The following is a 15,083-nucleotide window of genomic DNA, read 5'->3' on the forward strand; positions in this document are numbered from 1 at the left end:
GTGGACATAGGGAGTTCTTCAATGAGTGACATTTCGCCCGAGGCAGTGGCCAGGGATTTCTGCGCGAACTTCGGACCCACGTACGAGGACGCCGTGACGACCTGTCAAAGGCTGGTCCATGAAGACGTGCACTGGGAGGCCATCACGTCCGCCGGCGATCCGGTTGAGAGCCGGGATCAGCTGCTGGCGGATCTCGAACGTGCGCGCAGCGGCATGGGCGCGGAGGGATTCGGCATCGAGCTCCACCACATCGCCGCGAACGGCAACATCGTCCTGATGCAGCGGACGGACAAGGTGCTGGACAAGAACGGTGACGTCCTGACGGACCTCGACCTGATGGCGATCTTCCGTGTGGAGGACGGCAAGATCACCTGGTCGCGCGACTACTTCTTCGACTCGCGCGTCTTCCTCGATGGCTGGGCGGAAGACGGCAGCTGATGGTCAGCCGCCTGCCTCGTCAGCCGGGGCGATGAGGTGGATCGCGTCACCGGTGACGTCCGCGAAGGCATAGCCCGTGGCCCAGACCTCGATGATCGCGGCGAACGGGTTGGCCAGGTCGGCCATGCTCCGCCCGGCCGCCTGCGGGCGGTCCGCCGAGGAGGGCACGACGAGCCCGCGGCCGGCGGCGAGGCGCCAGGCCCGGTCCAGCCGCGCGTGCCAGGCCGCCCGGCGGGCGAACAGGCTGACGAGGTCCAGCCCGGGAACATGGGTATGCGGCACCGTGCCCAGCGCGGAGCGCCACTGGTGGAAGAACAGGCGGCGGAGTACCTCGGCACGGGGATGGGGCATCGTGGCCCTCATCGGTTCCGCCGGCGGGCCGCCCACACGCCACACGACGCGGTCGGTGGCGGGGACTCCCCAGGGAGCGAGGCGCTCGACACCCGTGCGGGCCGCAGCCTCGGCCCTCAGCACTCCCTCGGGGTCGGCGGAGAGCAGTCCGGGCACCGGCGGCCGGTCGACGATCGGCATGTCCGCGGGCACGGAACGGTACGTGCCGCAGTTTCCGCAGGTCCACGCGCCCTCCTCCCATTCGGGAGGGTCGTCGCCCGTGTACCCGCCGACCGTGCCCGTGCCACGGCACCTCGGGCAGGGCACCAGGTGAGATGCGCGGAACAGGCGGCGCGGGTCGGCCGCGAGAGGCGGTCCTTCGCTGCGGCCTGGGTGGAGCACCCGGGCCGGCGACCAGGACAGGTCCGCCGGTTCGCTCACGATGACCCCCCAGCCGCCTCGATCCCGGAGGAGTGTCTCAGACGCCAGGCGCGTGCGGCCCTCCCGTACGCGCGCTCATGGGCGTTCGGCGCCGGGATAGGACCCGGACGCTCACGCCGCGATCCGGGGCGGTCTGCTGCTCAGCCAGGCTCGGGGAGATTCGGCCGCCCTCGAGGCCGCGCTCGACGCGATGATCGACCGCATCCGTCACTACCGGCCCGCCGGAGGTTGACGGCCTCCCGGCAGGCACCACCTGGTCGCCGCGCGTTCCGGAACCTCGCCGTCGCCGTGGCCGGGGGCAGCCGTAGGGCGATCACGGCGATGTCGTCCTCGTGGTCCGCGCGGGCCATGCTGAGCAGTTTGTCGCAGAAGGTGTCGATGTCGAGGTCGGACAGCGCGATGGTCTGCTGACGAAGCCGGGTCATCCCCCGGTCGAGCGACTCGGTACGGCGTTCGATCAGGCCGTCGGTGTAGAACAGCACCGTCGACTCCGGCGGCAGCGGTTCGCAGGCGTCGGGCCTGGCACGTTCGACGTCGACGCCGAGTAAGTGGTCGTGTCCGTCCTTGAGGAACCTGGCCTCGCCGGCTCTGGTGACCAGCAAGGGCGGTGGGTGACCGGCGTTGGTCCAGCGCAGCCGCCAGTGACCCGGTGCGGAGACCTCCACGCGGGCCAGCACCATCGTCGCCACCACGCCCTCGCCGACCCCGTCCAGGGCCTGGTCCAGCCTGCCGACGATCTCGCTCGGCGGCCCCTCCCGGTCCCAGGCGAGCGCGCGCGTCATGTTGCGGACCTGGCTCATCTGCACCGCGGCCTTGAGGTCGTGGCCCGCGATGTCCCCGATCACCAGCGCCGGGGCACCGTCGGCGAGCCGGAAGCAGTCGTACCAGTCACCGCCGACCTCTGAGGACTCACGCGCCGGCGCGTACCGTGCCGCCACACCCAGGGGGGCGATGTCGGGCAGCCGGGGAAGGAGCGACAGCTGCATCCGCTGCGCCATCTGCTTCTGCAGAAGATACAAACGCGCGTTGTCGATCGCGAGACCCACGCGATGGGCCAGGTCTTCGACCCACGGCAGGTCCTCCTCGGTCAACGACCGATCTGGGGTATTGGTCACCAGGGTCAGCGCCCCCAGCACGTTCCCACGAGCGCGTACGGAGGCCATGATCGCGGTGTGGGCACCCAGCCGCTCGAACTCCTCGAGCTCCCGCCGATGCGTCGCGTCCCTTGCCCGGCCGCGAGCGGTGAGCCCGGTGAGCAGCATCGGACCGGCCCCCAGTAACACCCGCGCCAGTCGGGCGTGCGACGTGACCGGTAGCGCCCAGGGCAGATCGGTGGCCGGTTGGCCGGCCTTCCGGCCGGCCGCGCTCACCCGGCGTACGGTCCCGCCCTCCAGCAGGTCGGCCGCGCACCAGTCCGCCAGTGCCGGCACCATGAGCCGCACCAGCCGGCGCAACGCCTTGTCCGCGTCCAGACTGCTGCCGATCGCCGTCGACACCTGGGATATGAACGTATGTCGTTGCGTCCCGTCCGCCATACGGCGGCCCCCGATCTTTCGAGGCGATCGCCTCAGCGACAGCCAGGCGGTGACGACCGCCACGCGGCGGTGAAACGCCCGACACAGACTCTCTCATGCAGACAGTGAGTGTCGAAAATGTCGACTATGTCACGCGACCTGGGCGTATTCACGAAAAATACCCGAGCGACCCCAGGTCCTCGTGAGCCCGGCCCGGTACGGGAGGTTCGAATACCGGGTGGATGGGCTGGGAGATACGGCCGGCTCACGGGATACTTGCCGCATGGTCAACGACAGTGCGCGGGAACGAGCCATCTACCAGGCGCTCAAGGCGGTCGACGAGGTCGCCGCGGCCCTGCAGGCACATCTCGTTGAGGAGCATGGGGCCGACCCGGAACGCGCTGCCGAGCAGAGCACGTCCACCAACTCGCTCATGCTTTTGCGCCAGGCCCGCGAACGCCTCGGCGAAGGCCTACGGGCCATCGAGGCGAACAGCATCGCCGAGACCGACGGAATTTCCCTGCGCAACGAATAACGGACGACGTGCAGGCGGTTCAGGCGATACAACGGCCGATCGCCGAGACGCCGTCGTGCGCGAAAGGCTCGCCAAAGGCCGTTTCAAATCCCCAGTGACCCATCGCGGTATCGGTCAGCATTAAACGTGCGGAATGCGCTCAATCCGGTCTGTGTGTACGGAGCCGGTGTTCTTTGCCAATGCCCGAGATTCGTCTCTGCCTCGCGCCGGGCAAAACAGCATCACCAGGCACCACCAGCCAGACAGACGCCACAACCACGAAAAGACTTGATATGCGATCTAATATCATTAACGACTTCAACAAGACTGTCCGCTATTCACTTTTTGCGGTAGGTATTGCGACTACTATCGCACTCATAGCTGTAATGTCCGTCTTTGCCGTCAGGCAATCCACCGCACGTGCCGCAACGGCGCCGGTGAACCTCGGAACGGCCGCCGCCTTCGCGGTCCTGGCCGGCACGACGGTCACCAATACCGGGCCCACCGTCGTGACCGGGGACCTGGGGGTGAGTCCGGGCAGTGCGGTCACCGGGTTCCCTCCCGGCGTGGTGATCGGGACCATTCACGCGGCAGATGCCACCGCGGCCCAGGCCCAGCTCGACCTGACCGCGGCCTACAACGACGCGGCCGGCCGTACCCCGACCGGGGCCCTTCCGGCCGCGATCGGCGGGCTGACGTTCACGCCGGGCGTCTACAACGCCGCAGCCGCTGTTGGTCTCACCGGCACCGTCACTCTCGACGCCCAAGGTGATCCCAACGCCGTCTTCATCTTCCAGGTGGGCTCCGCGCTCACCACCGCGTCGGGCAGCGTCGTCAACCTCATCAACGGGGCCAGGTCCTGCAACGTGTTCTGGCAGATCGGGAGCTCCGCCACTCTGGGCACCGGCTCCAGCTTCGCCGGCAACATTCTCGCCCTGACGTCCATCACCGTGACGACCGGAGTGACGGTCGACGGACGGACGCTGGCCCGCAACGGGGCGGTCACGCTCGACACCGACACCATCACGAGGTCGCCGGACTGCGCGCCCGGCCCCACACCGAGTCCGACGAACACGGCCAACGTCGCGAACAACGAGGACGAGGACCAGCAGGCGTTCAGCCACCAGGACAACGGCACGAACGTCAACCTCAACCAGAACAGTGACGGACACACGAGCGACATCACCAGCAGCTACGACAGGCTCGCGCGCCTGCCGCTCGGCCGGACGCACGCGTTCATCCGATGACCGGCTGACAACGCTCACGGCGCGAACGCCTCCGTCCCCGTTCCGGACGGAGGCGTTTCGCTGCTAAGTACCGTTCGGCGAGGCGTGAGGCGGTCCGTCCGCCGATGGCATCGCGTTGCCCGGACCGTCACCGTTGGGCGTGATCAAGGGGGCCGCAGCGGTCTGCTCGCGAGCCAGGAAGGTTCCGAGTTCGGCGATCGTGGTCATCAGCGGCGCGGGGAAGACCACCGTGGTGTTCTTGTCCACGCCGATCTCGACCAGGCTCTGCAGGTTGCGCAGTTGCAGCGCCAGCGGGTGCGCCATCATCGTGTCCGAGGCGTCGCCCAGCGCCGCGGCGGCCATCGACTCGCCCTCGGCACTGATGATCTTGGCGCGCTTCTCGCGTTCGGCCTCGGCCTGGCGGGCCATGGCGCGCTTCATGCTCTCGGGCAGCTGAATGTCCTTCAGCTCCACCAGGCTGACCTCGATGCCCCAGCCGACCGTGGTCACGTCGAGGATCTCGCGGATGTCCAGGTTGATGCGGTCGGTCTCGGACAGAGTCTGGTCCAAGGTGTGCTGACCGACCACCTTCCGCAGGGTGGTCTGGGCGATCTGGTCGATGGCGGCGCGGACGTTCTCGATCGCCACGACCGACTTCACGGAGTCGACCACCCGGAAGTAGGCCACCGCGGACACGTCGACGCTGACGTTGTCGCGGGTGATGATCCCCTGGGACTGGATCGGCATCGTGACGATCCGCATCGAGACCCGGCGCATGACGTCGACCAGCGGGATGATCAGCCGCAGACCGGGTTCTCGTGCCCCCCGCACCCGGCCGAGCCGGAACAACACCCCCTGCTCGTACTGCTTGACGATGCGCACCGCCAGCGCGAGCACCAGCAGCAGGACCACCGCCGCGATGATGACGACAACTATCAGGACCTTCACCGGAACGCTCCGATCGACGTGTGAATGAGTGCGCGGTACCGGACCTGCGGCGGGCCGGCCACACGGACCGGCCCGCCGCAGGTCCGTCCCCCCAACGGAGCACCAAGCCGTCGTACTCGTGCACCCTGAGACAACCCCTGTCGGGCCACTCGGGGAAACAGGCGATCCGCGCTGAACCGATCACCGCAGCCGATCACCGTCTCGCGTCCGGCGAGGCAGGCGCCTCGAGCCGGTCCGAGGCGGCTATCGGTTATGGTGATCGGCCCTTCCCAGATCGGCTGTTTCCGCCTCGGCACGGAGAATGTTGGGTCATAGGTGACCGCAACCGAGCCCGGCGCCCGCACCTCGCGGGTGGTCGCTCCCCTTGGCTTCTCCGGCCCGACGGCCGGAGCCGCGACGGCACGGTGAGTATCAGGTGACGATCGAGGATCGGAGATCACCGCCGTGCGTACCACCGAGGAACCCACTGGCTCCCGGGATGACGTGGAGCTGTCCGTCTTCTACGGATCGGCCCACACACTCGTCAAGCTGCGCGGTGAGATCGACGTCGCCACCGCTCCCGGACTGCGCGAACGCCTGTTCGGCCTGCTGCGACGCGGCTCGGCTCTGGTCATCCTCGATCTGTCCGGCGTCCCGTTCTGCGACGCGTCAGGACTGGGCATGCTGGTCGGCAGCCACCGCCACGCGACGACGCTCGGCGTCACCCTCCGTCTGACCGCTCTCCGTCCCCGGGTCGCCAGGCTGGTCTACATCAACGGGATGGATCGGGTCCTGTCGATCTACCCCGCGCCGCTGACCTGGCACGGTGCGCGTGACAGGCGGCCGCAGCCACGTGTACGAGCCTGCCGGTAGCGACACGAGGGACTCCGCGTGCGCCGCTCCCTGCCGTCGACCACGGCCGCCGCGTTCAGTCCGCCGTCCGGTCCGGGGTCGCGAGCCAGCCCAGGCGGCGTGACATCGCTCGAGCGCACGTGGTGATGGCGCGTACGTGGTCGGTGGTGTCGGTGGCTCGCCACAGGATCGACCAGGGGTAGTGGGAGGGCGGGTCGATGAGGGGACGCCAGAGGGTTCCGGGGAGGGCGGAGATGCAGGAGGAGGGCACGCAGTACAGGCATCGTCCTGCGGCGACGAGGGCGGCGGCGGCGCGGATGCTTTCGACGGTGCCTTCGTAGACGGCAGGGGTGAATCCGGCGGTCCGGCACATTTCAACGACGAATTGGTTGAATTCTGGTGCTTGAGCGTCTTCGGCGAGCAGGAGGGGTTCTTCGGCGAGCGTGGCGACGGGTACGCCGTCCAGGGACGCGAAGCGATGGCCGTCGGGGACGAGTACGCCGAGTGGGTCATCGCGGAACAGGTGGGAGGCCACGCCGGCGGGGGCGAGTGCGGCTCGTCCGATGCCGACGTCGAGGCGGCCGTCGAGGAGTCGCTGGTACTGCTCGGGGACGCTGGCCTCGATCTGGTGGATGACCAGATCGGGATAGCGGGCCTGGACCTCGTGCAGGATCAGGGGCATCGAGTCGTAGCTGGCGTCGATGATGCCGACGCGCAGGCTGGGGGCGGTGCCGGCGGCGCTTCGGGCCACGCGTGCGGCGCGGTCGACGTGGGCGATGATCTGCCGGGCCTCGACGAGGAACGCCGCTCCGGCGGTGGTCAGGCCGACGTGGTGGGTGCTGCGTTCGAGCAGGCGCACGCCCAGCTCGCGTTCGAGGCGCTGTAGTTGCTGGCTCAGCGCGGACTGCACGATGTGCTCGCGCGCGGACGCGCGGCCGAAGTGGAGTTCTTCGGCCAGGGTCACGAAGTAGCGAAGCTGACGAAGCTCCACGCCCACCACCCCCCGCTCTCGCCGCCCAGAATCACGTATACCACCGTGGTCCGCGTTCGGCACCCTCAGGGCCTGCGTACTCTCGGGCCGGCCGGCCGGTCTCTCCGGTCATCAGCCCACGTGATGAGGCTTGACCAGGTTCGTGGTTTCCGTTCGCGTCACATCGCGATTGGCTGTTGACATGTACCTTCGTGCGCGCCTGCCCTCCTGCCACCGGCAGATGATCTTCGGCGGCGTCGCCTGGCGTCTCGGGCATGGACCGTTTGGACAGGTGACCTCATGACATTGGAATCTCGCTTCGAGACCCCGCTGACCACCCTGTGCACATGCGGGCATCCCATGGACGAACACGACCCTGTCGCCGCCCGCTACTGCCGGGCGACCGCCTCGAGTGACCTGGAACGGGGCTGCATCTGCGTCGTGACCTCCGGGCCGCCGCCCCGTTGACGGTCTCGGCCGAGGGAGACCGCGCGGCGGCGGGGGACGTGACCACCGCGGTCCGCCGCCGGAGCCTGTCCTCACGGCGAACAACAGAACCAGCGTTCACGGCAGTCGGCCGACCAGGAAGCAGGTACCGCTCGTGAGCGTCGCTCACCGCACGGCCTCGGCACGGCCCGGTCCCCCGAAGGAACCCGTCCCGCCGCCCGCGCCGCCCTCGCCTCCAGGCTGGCGGAGGTGGATCCTGCCGCTCGGGGTCGCGCTGGCGTTCGTGGCCATACTCTTCTTCAACCCGCTCACGAAGAAGACGTCCGCGCAGAACTTCTCCTACACCGCCTTCGTCACCGAGGTGACGACGGACAAGGTCTCAACGGCGACGATCACCTCCACGGGCTCGGTGAGCGGCAAGCTCCGCGGCGGCGTCGCCTACACGTCCCAGATCCCGACCGCGCTCGGCGACGACGCCCTGTCCGCGCTCCTTGTTCAGCACAAGGTTCAGGTGAGGGGCACCGGCCCCGCCAAATCCTCGGTGCTGAGCGTGCTTCTCTCGCTGCTGCCCTTCCTTTTCATCATCGGTGTCTTCGTCTGGATCGGCCGCCGCGGCGCCCGGCAGATGGGCGGAATCGGCGGGATCATGGGCGTCGGCAAGTCGAAGGCCAAGGTGTACGACGAGGAGCGGCCCTCGACGCATTTCGCGGACATCGCCGGTTACGAGGGCTCCAAGGCCGAGGTCATGGAGGTCGTGGACTTCCTGAAGCATCCGAAGCGGTACGCGCGCGCCGGAGCGGTCGGCCCGAAGGGCGTGCTCATGGTCGGACCGCCCGGGACCGGAAAGACCCTGCTGGCCAGGGCCGTCGCCGGCGAGGCCGGTGTCCCGTTCTTCGCCCTCAGCGGCTCCAGCTTCGTCGAGATGTTCGTCGGCGTCGGCGCCTCCCGGGTCCGCGACCTCTTCGCCGAGGCACGCAAACGCGCCCCGGCGATCATCTTCATCGACGAGATCGACGCCATCGGAGGCCGGCGAGGCCCCGGCGGGTTCGGCTCGAACGACGAACGCGAGCAGACCCTCAACCAACTGCTGTCGGACATGGACGGCTTCGAGCCGGGCGCCAGCGTCGTGGTCATGGCGGCGACCAACAGGGCCGAGATCCTCGACGCGGCCCTGCTGCGGCCGGGGCGCTTCGACCGTACGGTGGAGATTCCCCTCCCCAACCGCGTCGAACGCACGGCGATCCTCGCCATACATGGCAAGGGCAAGACGCTCGCTCCCGACGTCGATCTCGACGTGATCTCCCGTGGCACGCCCGGGTTCTCCGGTGCCGACCTCGCCAACCTCGTGAACGAAGCGGCGATCAACGCCGTACGAGACGATCGGAGCGTTCTCAGCGCCGCCGACTTCGACGCCGCCCGCGATCGTCTCCTCATCGGCCGCCGTGACGCCTCCAACGCGTTGCTGCCCGAGGAGAAGCACGCCGTGGCCGTCCACGAGGCCGGCCACGCGCTCGTGGCCGTACTCTCGCCACGCGCCGATCCCGTCGCGAAGGTCACGATCCTCCCCCGCGGTGCCGCCCTGGGCGTGACCGAACAGCTTCCCGAGTCCGAGCGCCACCTCTATCCCGAGAGCCACCTCACCGACTCACTCGCCATACGCCTGGGTGGCCGCGCCGCGGAGATCGTCGTTCTCACCGAGCCGTCGACCGGCGCGGCCAACGACCTCCTGTCCGCCACCGAACTCGCGACGCGCATGGTGCGAGAGTGGGGATTCTCGGCCGCGGTCGGCCCCATCAGCTACGGGCCGGAAGGTCCGAGCCGCGACAACCCCTTCGCCGGCCGCCCCTACGCCGAGGAGACCCAACGCTCCATCGACCAGGAGGTGGCCCGGCTGCTACGGGAGGCGGAGGCCACGGCCACGAGGCTGATCAGCGAGCATCTCGACGCGCTCCACCGGGTCATCGACCTGCTCCTCGAACGCGAGACGATCGACGGCTCGGACCTGGCCACGGCCATCGGAGTCCCGGGTCACGTCGACGGCTACGAACGACCGAGTACGCCGCGAGCCGCGGCGATGACGAGCACCCGCACAGAAACCGACGGCACCGGCAACATCCGCAACTGATATGGGGATGTCGTCGTTTTACGGATAGTCTTCGCCCATTTGCCACTGAGCGGTAAATAGACGTATTGATCAAGGCGTTCTCGCAGGCAGGGCGGCAAATGGATTCTCCATCAATACACCTTTTTTGATGTATCCTGGGAATTACTGAGGATATTTCGCACGCCAACGATCAAGTTGACGTCGTCCTGGGCGCATGAAATTCGGTTCCCTTATCCGGGCCGAGGACGGGGCCGACGTCATGGCACCAGTAGTCACCGTTCAGACGGACGTTCATTCTCCCGCCCTGCCGCCGGCGTCGAGGCTCAGCCTGGATCCGACGCTCAAGCGCCGAGGGGTGGTCGACGGCGGCTGGTGGCCGAGCTCCCGCGACGCCGAGACGGAGCTCCCGGTCCTCCTCTCCCTGCTGAACGCGCGGGTCGGCGTGATCGTACGGCTCGGCGTCGACGCCCGCGACTGGGACGACCTCCCCCACCGCATCGCGGTCGATGGGCACGTGGTGCGGATAGGCCGGTTCGCCGACGTGAACCACAAGATCATCGCGACCCGCGGCCCCCAGGACCACATCATGCTCCTGGTCGTGCCACCCCAGGCATCAACCGCCGAGGCGAAGTCCGCGCTGGCGAGGGCGGCGTCCGGCGCGCACGGCGGCACGCCCGAAGAGATCCTGGCCGCCGCCGGCATCGAGCTGCCGAACTGACCGGCTGACGCCCGAGCGGCGCGAGGTCCGAGGAGAAAGGCCCCCCTGTGTACAAGCGAATCCTCGCCGCGATCGACTGGACGCCGAGCTCGGAGGACGTGCTGGACCAGACCCGGCAACTGGCGTCGCTGACCGGCGCGGCGGTCGTCGTCGTGCACGTGCGGGCCGCGGACTTCCCGTCCCTGCCGTCGATACTGGGCGTTCTCGCGAGCCAGGCACTGGCCGGCGAACCGGCGGGCAACGAAGCGAGCAGCGTGGCGCGGCGGATGGTCGACGACGCCACCGCGGTCCTGACCACGGCGGGCGTACGCGCCGAGGGCCTCCTTCTGCAGAGCACTCCGGGATCGGTGCCACGAGCCGTACTGGACCAGGCACGGGAGATGGACGCGGACCTGGTCGTCCTGGGTTCACGTAGCGATGGCCCACCGTCGGTGCTCTTCCGGTCCAACGTCGCCGACGAGGTATCCCGTCACGCCAGGTGCCCCGTCCTCATCGTGCCCTGACACGCAGGCCCCGGGCCGCCGCCGCCACGCGGAGAACCGCGTGCGCGGACTCCGGGCTGGGTATCACCGGATCATGGGGGCTGGTCCGAGCGACTCGGAACGTGGGCGGTCGAGGCCCAGGTCACGGGCGTTTCGCGGGAGGACGGCCCGGTGACGGGGCCCTCCGCTCTCCGGACGACCGTCCTGCGCGGACTGTCGGGCGCCTTCGAACGGTTGACGACGCCGTTACTGCCCGATGACTATCTCGCGCTGGTGAATCCGCTCTGGTGCGGCCGGGAGCTGCGCGGCCGGATCGAGGCGATCCACCCGGAGACCCCGGACGCGGCGACGCTGGTGATCCGTCCCGGCCACGCATGGGCCGGGCACCGGCCGGGGCAGTGGGCCGGGATCGGCGTCGACATCGAGGGGGTACGCCACTGGCGGGCGTACTCGCTGTCCTGTCCGCCGGGGCGGCCCGACGGGCGGATCACGATCACCGTCAAGGCGGTCCCCGGCGGGCTCGTCTCGCGCTACCTGGTACGCCGGGCCACGCCTGGCACGATCGTCGGCCTGGCCGGGCCCGACGGCGAGTTCGTGCTGCCCAAGCGGCCTCCGCCGCGCCTGCTGTTCCTGACGGCGGGCAGCGGCATCACCCCCGTACGGGCGATGCTGCACGCCCTCTTCACCGGCGGGGCCGCGAAGGGCGCGCTGCCCGATGTGGTCCTCCTGCACTCCGCACCGGCACCGGGTGAGGCCATCTTCGGCGAGGAGCTCCGGGCCCTGGCGGCGCGATTCTCGAGTCTGCGGCTGTACGAACGCCACACGCGGGCCGAGGGGCGCCTCAGACCTGCCGACCTGCCCGCTTTGTGCCCGGACTGGGCCGACCGTACGGCATGGGTCTGCGGGCCTGCGGGAATGCTCGAGGAGGTCCAGAAGCAGTGGGCCGGCCTGGAAGACCGGCTGCACATCGAGCGTTTTCGTCCGGCCGTACCGGAGGCACCGGGCGACGGCGGCCGGGTCCGGTTCACCAAGAGCGGCCGGGAGACCGACGCCGGCGGCGGCGTGCCGCTGCTGGTCGCCGGAGAGGAGGCGGGGGTCGTCATGCCGAGCGGCTGCCGGATGGGAATCTGCCACAGCTGCGTGGCGCGGCTCGCCGCGGGAAGGGTTCGTGACCTGCGCACCGGTCAGGTTCACGGCGATGCGGGGGACCTTGTCCAGACCTGTGTGTCGTCCGCCACCGGCCCGGTCCAGATCGAGCTTTGACGCAGAGGAGGATCATGTCGACCACCGCGCTTGCCAGCCGGGCCGACGTCGAGGAGTTCGGGCGTGAGCTGGACAGAATCCGCGATGAGATCACCGCGAGCCTCGGGGACAGGGACGCGGCCTACATCCGTGGCGTAATCGCGGCCCAGCGGAAGCTGGAGCTGGGCGGCCGCGCGCTGCTGTTCGCCTCCTGGCTACCGCCCGCATGGGCCGCCGGGACCGCGGCGCTCGCCGCCGCGAAGATCCTCGAGAACATGGAGATCGGCCACAACGTCCTGCACGGGCAGTGGGACTGGATGCGCGACCCGAAGATCCACTCCACGACGTGGGAGTGGGACACCGCCTCCCCGGCCGACCAGTGGAAGCACTCGCACAACTTCATCCACCATACCTGGACGAACGTGCTCGGCAAGGACCGCGACATCGGCTACTCGCTCCTGCGCGTCAGCCCCGAGCAACGCTGGCACCCCGTTTATCTTCTCCAGCCGATCTACAACCTGCTGCTCGCCCTGACCTTCGAATACGGCATCGCCCTGTACGACCTGGAGGTCGAACGCATACCGTCCGGAGACAAGAGCGTGGCAGAGGCCCTGACCCAGCTGCGTGCCATCGCCGGCAAGGTGCGTCGCCAGATCGTCAAGGACTACCTCGCGTTTCCGCTGCTGGCCGGTCCCGCCTTTCTGCCCGTCCTGGCCGGCAACCTCACCGCGAACCTGACCCGCAACCTCTGGGCGCACACGATCATCTTCTGCGGCCACTTCCCCGAAGGCGCCGAGGTCTTCACCGAGGACCAGCTCGCCGGCGAGACCCGCGGCGAGTGGTACGTCCGCCAGTTGCTCGGCTCCTGCAACATCGACGGGAGCCGGCTCCTCCATCTCATGAGCGGCAACCTCAGCCACCAGATCGAACACCACCTGTTCCCCGACCTGCCGAGCAACCGCTACGCCGAGATCGCCTCACGGGTCCGTGCCCTGTGCGAACGATTCGAACTCCCGTACAACTCCGGCACACTGGCCCGCCAGACGAGCTCGGTCTACAAACGCATCCTGCGCCTGGCCCTCCCCGGCACAGGACGCCACCGGCCCGAAAGCGCGGCACCACCCGCCCCAGACCTTCACGCGGTCGGCTGAGGCACCCCCGGGCCTGGTCCAGAAACCCTGGTCAGGGGCAGACTGGGGAGTGTCCGGGTCCACAGCGACGCAGCACGGACAGGTCCCAGAGGCCGGCCCGGCGGGCACCGTCCTGGATCCGCTGAGGGAGGGACCGGCCGTGCCTGACAAGACCGTACTGATCTTGCGTTTTCACCCGGTGGGCGGTGAGGACGTCTCAGTGCTGAGCAGAGACTTCAGCGAGGAGCGCGAGGCGCTGGAAGCCGTCGCCCATGCCATCGACGAGCACCGCAGCCTTGTCCTGAACGAGGCGAGGTACGAACGCGAGCCCGAGGAGAACGGCGTCGTCGTCAACCTGGCCAACGTCGTCTCGATGCGCGTGTCGAAGACCGACGGCACCGCGACGGGCCAATATCTCTGACCTATAATTTCGGCGTTTGTCATTACCCACTGTCTGGACCACGCCCTTGAACCGGTGAACAGACGCCGTACGTCCCCCAGGGTGAAGGACGCGTCGGCCGCGCGACTCCGAGTCCTGCGTCTGCGCGACTTCCGCTGGTTCTTCACCGGGCAGACCCTCTCGACCTTCGGCGACTACCTGGCGTTACCCGCAGTCTCCATCGCGGTGCTCGACCGGACCGGCTCGGCGAGTGACATCGGGCTGGTCCTGGGCGCGCGGAGTGTTCCCATCGTGGTGTTCATGCTGCTCGGCGGCGTGATCGCCGACTGGCTGCCCCGCGATCGAGTGATGATCGGCGCGGATCTGGCCCGGCTGACGGGTCAGGGCGCCACGGCGATCCTGCTGCTGGGCGGACACTCCCAGGTCTGGCAGCTCATGTGCCTGCAAGTCGTGAACGGCACGGCGAGCGCGATGTTCACCCCCGCCGTGTCCGGGCTCGTCCAGCAGACCACTCCGCCTGAGCTGCGGCAGGCCGCCAACGCGCTGCGCGGCATGTCGCAGTCGGCGACGATGGTCGCGGGCCCGCTGGTGTCGACGCTGCTGATCCTGAGCGTGGGCTCGGCCTGGGCCATCGCGGCCGATGCCGCGACCTTCGGCCTCAGCGCGGCATGCCTGTCGCGGCTGCGGCTATCGGACTCCCGCGGCCCACGCGAGGTCCTCCACCTGGTACGGGACCTGCGGGAGGGCTGGAGTGAGCTGACGGCACGTACCTGGGCCTGGAGCCTCATCCTGGCGGCGTCGGTGAGCAACATGCTCTCCACGACCTTCACCGTCCTCGGACCGGTGGTCAGCGAGCGCTACCTGGCCGGGGGTGCCAGCGCGTGGGGAGTGGTACTCACGGCGTTCGGAGCCGGCGCCGTCACCGGCGGCGTCGTGGCCCTCAACGTGCGGCCGAACCGGCCCCTGCGGTTCGCGGTACTGGTGGGAGCGCTGTTCGCGCTCCCCTCACTGGTGATGTCGCAGGCGTCATCCGTCGTGCCCATCGCCGCGGGCGCGTTCCTCGGCGGCGTCGGCCTGATGGTCTTCGACCCCCTGTGGGAGACCGTGCTTCAGCGAGAGGTCCCGGCCACCGCATTGTCCAAGGTCAGTGCGTACGAGTGGTTCGGTTCCTACCTCGGACAACCCCTCGGGCTGATGTTCGCCGGACCGGTCTCGGCGCACTTGGGGCTGCGCGGCACCCTGCTGGCCGCCGGGCTCGCGAACCTGACGGTCAGCCTCGCACCACTGGCGGTACGCGACGTACGCGAGTACTCGGCCGCGCCGGACCCGGCGAAGGAATGACACCGCG

The 15,083-nt window shown here is 69.0% G+C and carries 16 protein-coding genes; 12 read left to right on the plus strand and 4 right to left on the minus strand.

Going from position 1 to position 15,083, the window contains the following annotated elements; translation table 11 throughout:
• The first annotated feature begins 21 nt into the window (after nt 1-21).
• A complete protein-coding gene (locus tag FB559_RS13480; protein WP_185792185.1) occupies nt 22-438 on the plus strand; it encodes a nuclear transport factor 2 family protein in 417 nt (138 codons plus the stop codon).
• A gap of 3 nt (nt 439-441) precedes the next feature.
• Here the strand turns inward: FB559_RS13480 and FB559_RS13485 are convergent, their stop codons facing one another.
• Nucleotides 442-1,209 carry a hypothetical protein gene (locus FB559_RS13485; protein ID WP_141955935.1) on the minus strand — a complete coding sequence of 256 codons (768 nt, stop codon included), beginning with the start codon at nt 1,207-1,209 and terminating at the stop codon, nt 442-444.
• A gap of 140 nt (nt 1,210-1,349) precedes the next feature.
• On the minus strand, nt 1,350-2,705 hold the full coding sequence (locus FB559_RS13490) for a PP2C family protein-serine/threonine phosphatase (RefSeq protein ID WP_185792186.1): 1,356 nt from the start codon (nt 2,703-2,705) through the stop codon (nt 1,350-1,352).
• A gap of 301 nt (nt 2,706-3,006) precedes the next feature.
• Between FB559_RS13490 and FB559_RS13495 the strand changes: the two genes are divergently transcribed.
• Entirely contained in the window at nt 3,007-3,258 is a 252-nt protein-coding gene (locus tag FB559_RS13495; RefSeq protein ID WP_141955937.1) for a hypothetical protein, read from the plus strand.
• Between the two features lie 416 nt (nt 3,259-3,674).
• Nucleotides 3,675-4,484 (plus strand): ice-binding family protein, encoded by an 810-nt coding sequence (locus tag FB559_RS13500; RefSeq protein ID WP_221640009.1) that lies wholly within the window; start codon nt 3,675-3,677, stop codon nt 4,482-4,484.
• 63 nt (nt 4,485-4,547) lie between these two features.
• On the opposite strand, the gene FB559_RS13505 is transcribed toward FB559_RS13500, so the two are convergent.
• On the minus strand, nt 4,548-5,411 hold the full coding sequence (locus FB559_RS13505) for a slipin family protein (RefSeq protein ID WP_141955939.1): 864 nt from the start codon (nt 5,409-5,411) through the stop codon (nt 4,548-4,550).
• Nucleotides 5,412-5,855: 444 nt separating this feature from the next.
• On the opposite strand from FB559_RS13505, the gene FB559_RS13510 reads away from it, so the two are divergent.
• The gene (locus FB559_RS13510) at nt 5,856-6,263 is read left to right on the plus strand and encodes an STAS domain-containing protein (RefSeq protein ID WP_246121562.1); all 408 of its coding nucleotides are present in this window, start codon (nt 5,856-5,858) and stop codon (nt 6,261-6,263) included.
• Between the two features lie 55 nt (nt 6,264-6,318).
• Here the strand turns inward: FB559_RS13510 and FB559_RS13515 are convergent, their stop codons facing one another.
• Nucleotides 6,319-7,233 (minus strand): LysR family transcriptional regulator, encoded by a 915-nt coding sequence (locus tag FB559_RS13515; protein WP_141955940.1) that lies wholly within the window; start codon nt 7,231-7,233, stop codon nt 6,319-6,321.
• 279 nt (nt 7,234-7,512) lie between these two features.
• Here FB559_RS13515 and FB559_RS43830 point away from each other — a divergent pair, with 279 nt between their 5' ends.
• The 8 genes from FB559_RS43830 to FB559_RS13550 all read left to right on the plus strand — a co-directional run bounded on the left by FB559_RS43830 (nt 7,513) and on the right by FB559_RS13550 (nt 15,076).
• On the plus strand, nt 7,513-7,680 hold the full coding sequence (locus FB559_RS43830) for an RGCVC family protein (protein WP_185792187.1): 168 nt from the start codon (nt 7,513-7,515) through the stop codon (nt 7,678-7,680).
• 133 nt (nt 7,681-7,813) lie between these two features.
• Nucleotides 7,814-9,784, plus strand: coding sequence for an ATP-dependent zinc metalloprotease FtsH (gene ftsH, locus FB559_RS13520; RefSeq protein WP_141955941.1), 1,971 nt, complete (start codon nt 7,814-7,816; stop codon nt 9,782-9,784).
• A gap of 238 nt (nt 9,785-10,022) precedes the next feature.
• Nucleotides 10,023-10,481, plus strand: a complete 459-nt coding sequence (locus FB559_RS13525) for a DUF5994 family protein (protein ID WP_141955942.1) — start codon at nt 10,023-10,025, stop codon at nt 10,479-10,481.
• 47 nt (nt 10,482-10,528) lie between these two features.
• Entirely contained in the window at nt 10,529-10,984 is a 456-nt protein-coding gene (locus tag FB559_RS13530) for a universal stress protein (RefSeq protein ID WP_141955943.1), read from the plus strand.
• A gap of 150 nt (nt 10,985-11,134) precedes the next feature.
• Entirely contained in the window at nt 11,135-12,226 is a 1,092-nt protein-coding gene (locus FB559_RS13535) for a ferredoxin reductase (protein ID WP_185792188.1), read from the plus strand.
• Between the two features lie 14 nt (nt 12,227-12,240).
• A complete protein-coding gene (locus FB559_RS13540; RefSeq protein WP_141955944.1) occupies nt 12,241-13,356 on the plus strand; it encodes a fatty acid desaturase family protein in 1,116 nt (371 codons plus the stop codon).
• Between the two features lie 139 nt (nt 13,357-13,495).
• Nucleotides 13,496-13,756: a hypothetical protein gene (locus FB559_RS13545; protein ID WP_141955945.1), complete on the plus strand. Its 261-nt coding sequence runs from the start codon at nt 13,496-13,498 to the stop codon at nt 13,754-13,756.
• A gap of 81 nt (nt 13,757-13,837) precedes the next feature.
• Entirely contained in the window at nt 13,838-15,076 is a 1,239-nt protein-coding gene (locus FB559_RS13550; protein WP_185792189.1) for an MFS transporter, read from the plus strand.
• The last annotated feature ends 7 nt before the right edge of the window (nt 15,077-15,083 follow it).

It is taken from the genome of Actinoallomurus bryophytorum (assembly GCF_006716425.1).
Lineage (GTDB): Bacteria > Actinomycetota > Actinomycetes > Streptosporangiales > Streptosporangiaceae > Actinoallomurus > Actinoallomurus bryophytorum.

Excerpts from the sequence above, each read along its gene's own strand:
- FB559_RS13480 (WP_185792185.1), top strand. The coding sequence starts at position 22 with ATGAGTGACATTTCGCCCGAGGCAGTGGCCAGGGATTTCTGCGCGAAC.
- FB559_RS13495 (WP_141955937.1), top strand. The coding sequence starts at position 3,007 with ATGGTCAACGACAGTGCGCGGGAACGAGCCATCTACCAGGCGCTCAAG.
- FB559_RS43830 (WP_185792187.1), top strand. The coding sequence starts at position 7,513 with ATGACATTGGAATCTCGCTTCGAGACCCCGCTGACCACCCTGTGCACA.
- FB559_RS13525 (WP_141955942.1), top strand. The coding sequence starts at position 10,023 with ATGGCACCAGTAGTCACCGTTCAGACGGACGTTCATTCTCCCGCCCTG.
- FB559_RS13540 (WP_141955944.1), top strand. The coding sequence starts at position 12,241 with ATGTCGACCACCGCGCTTGCCAGCCGGGCCGACGTCGAGGAGTTCGGG.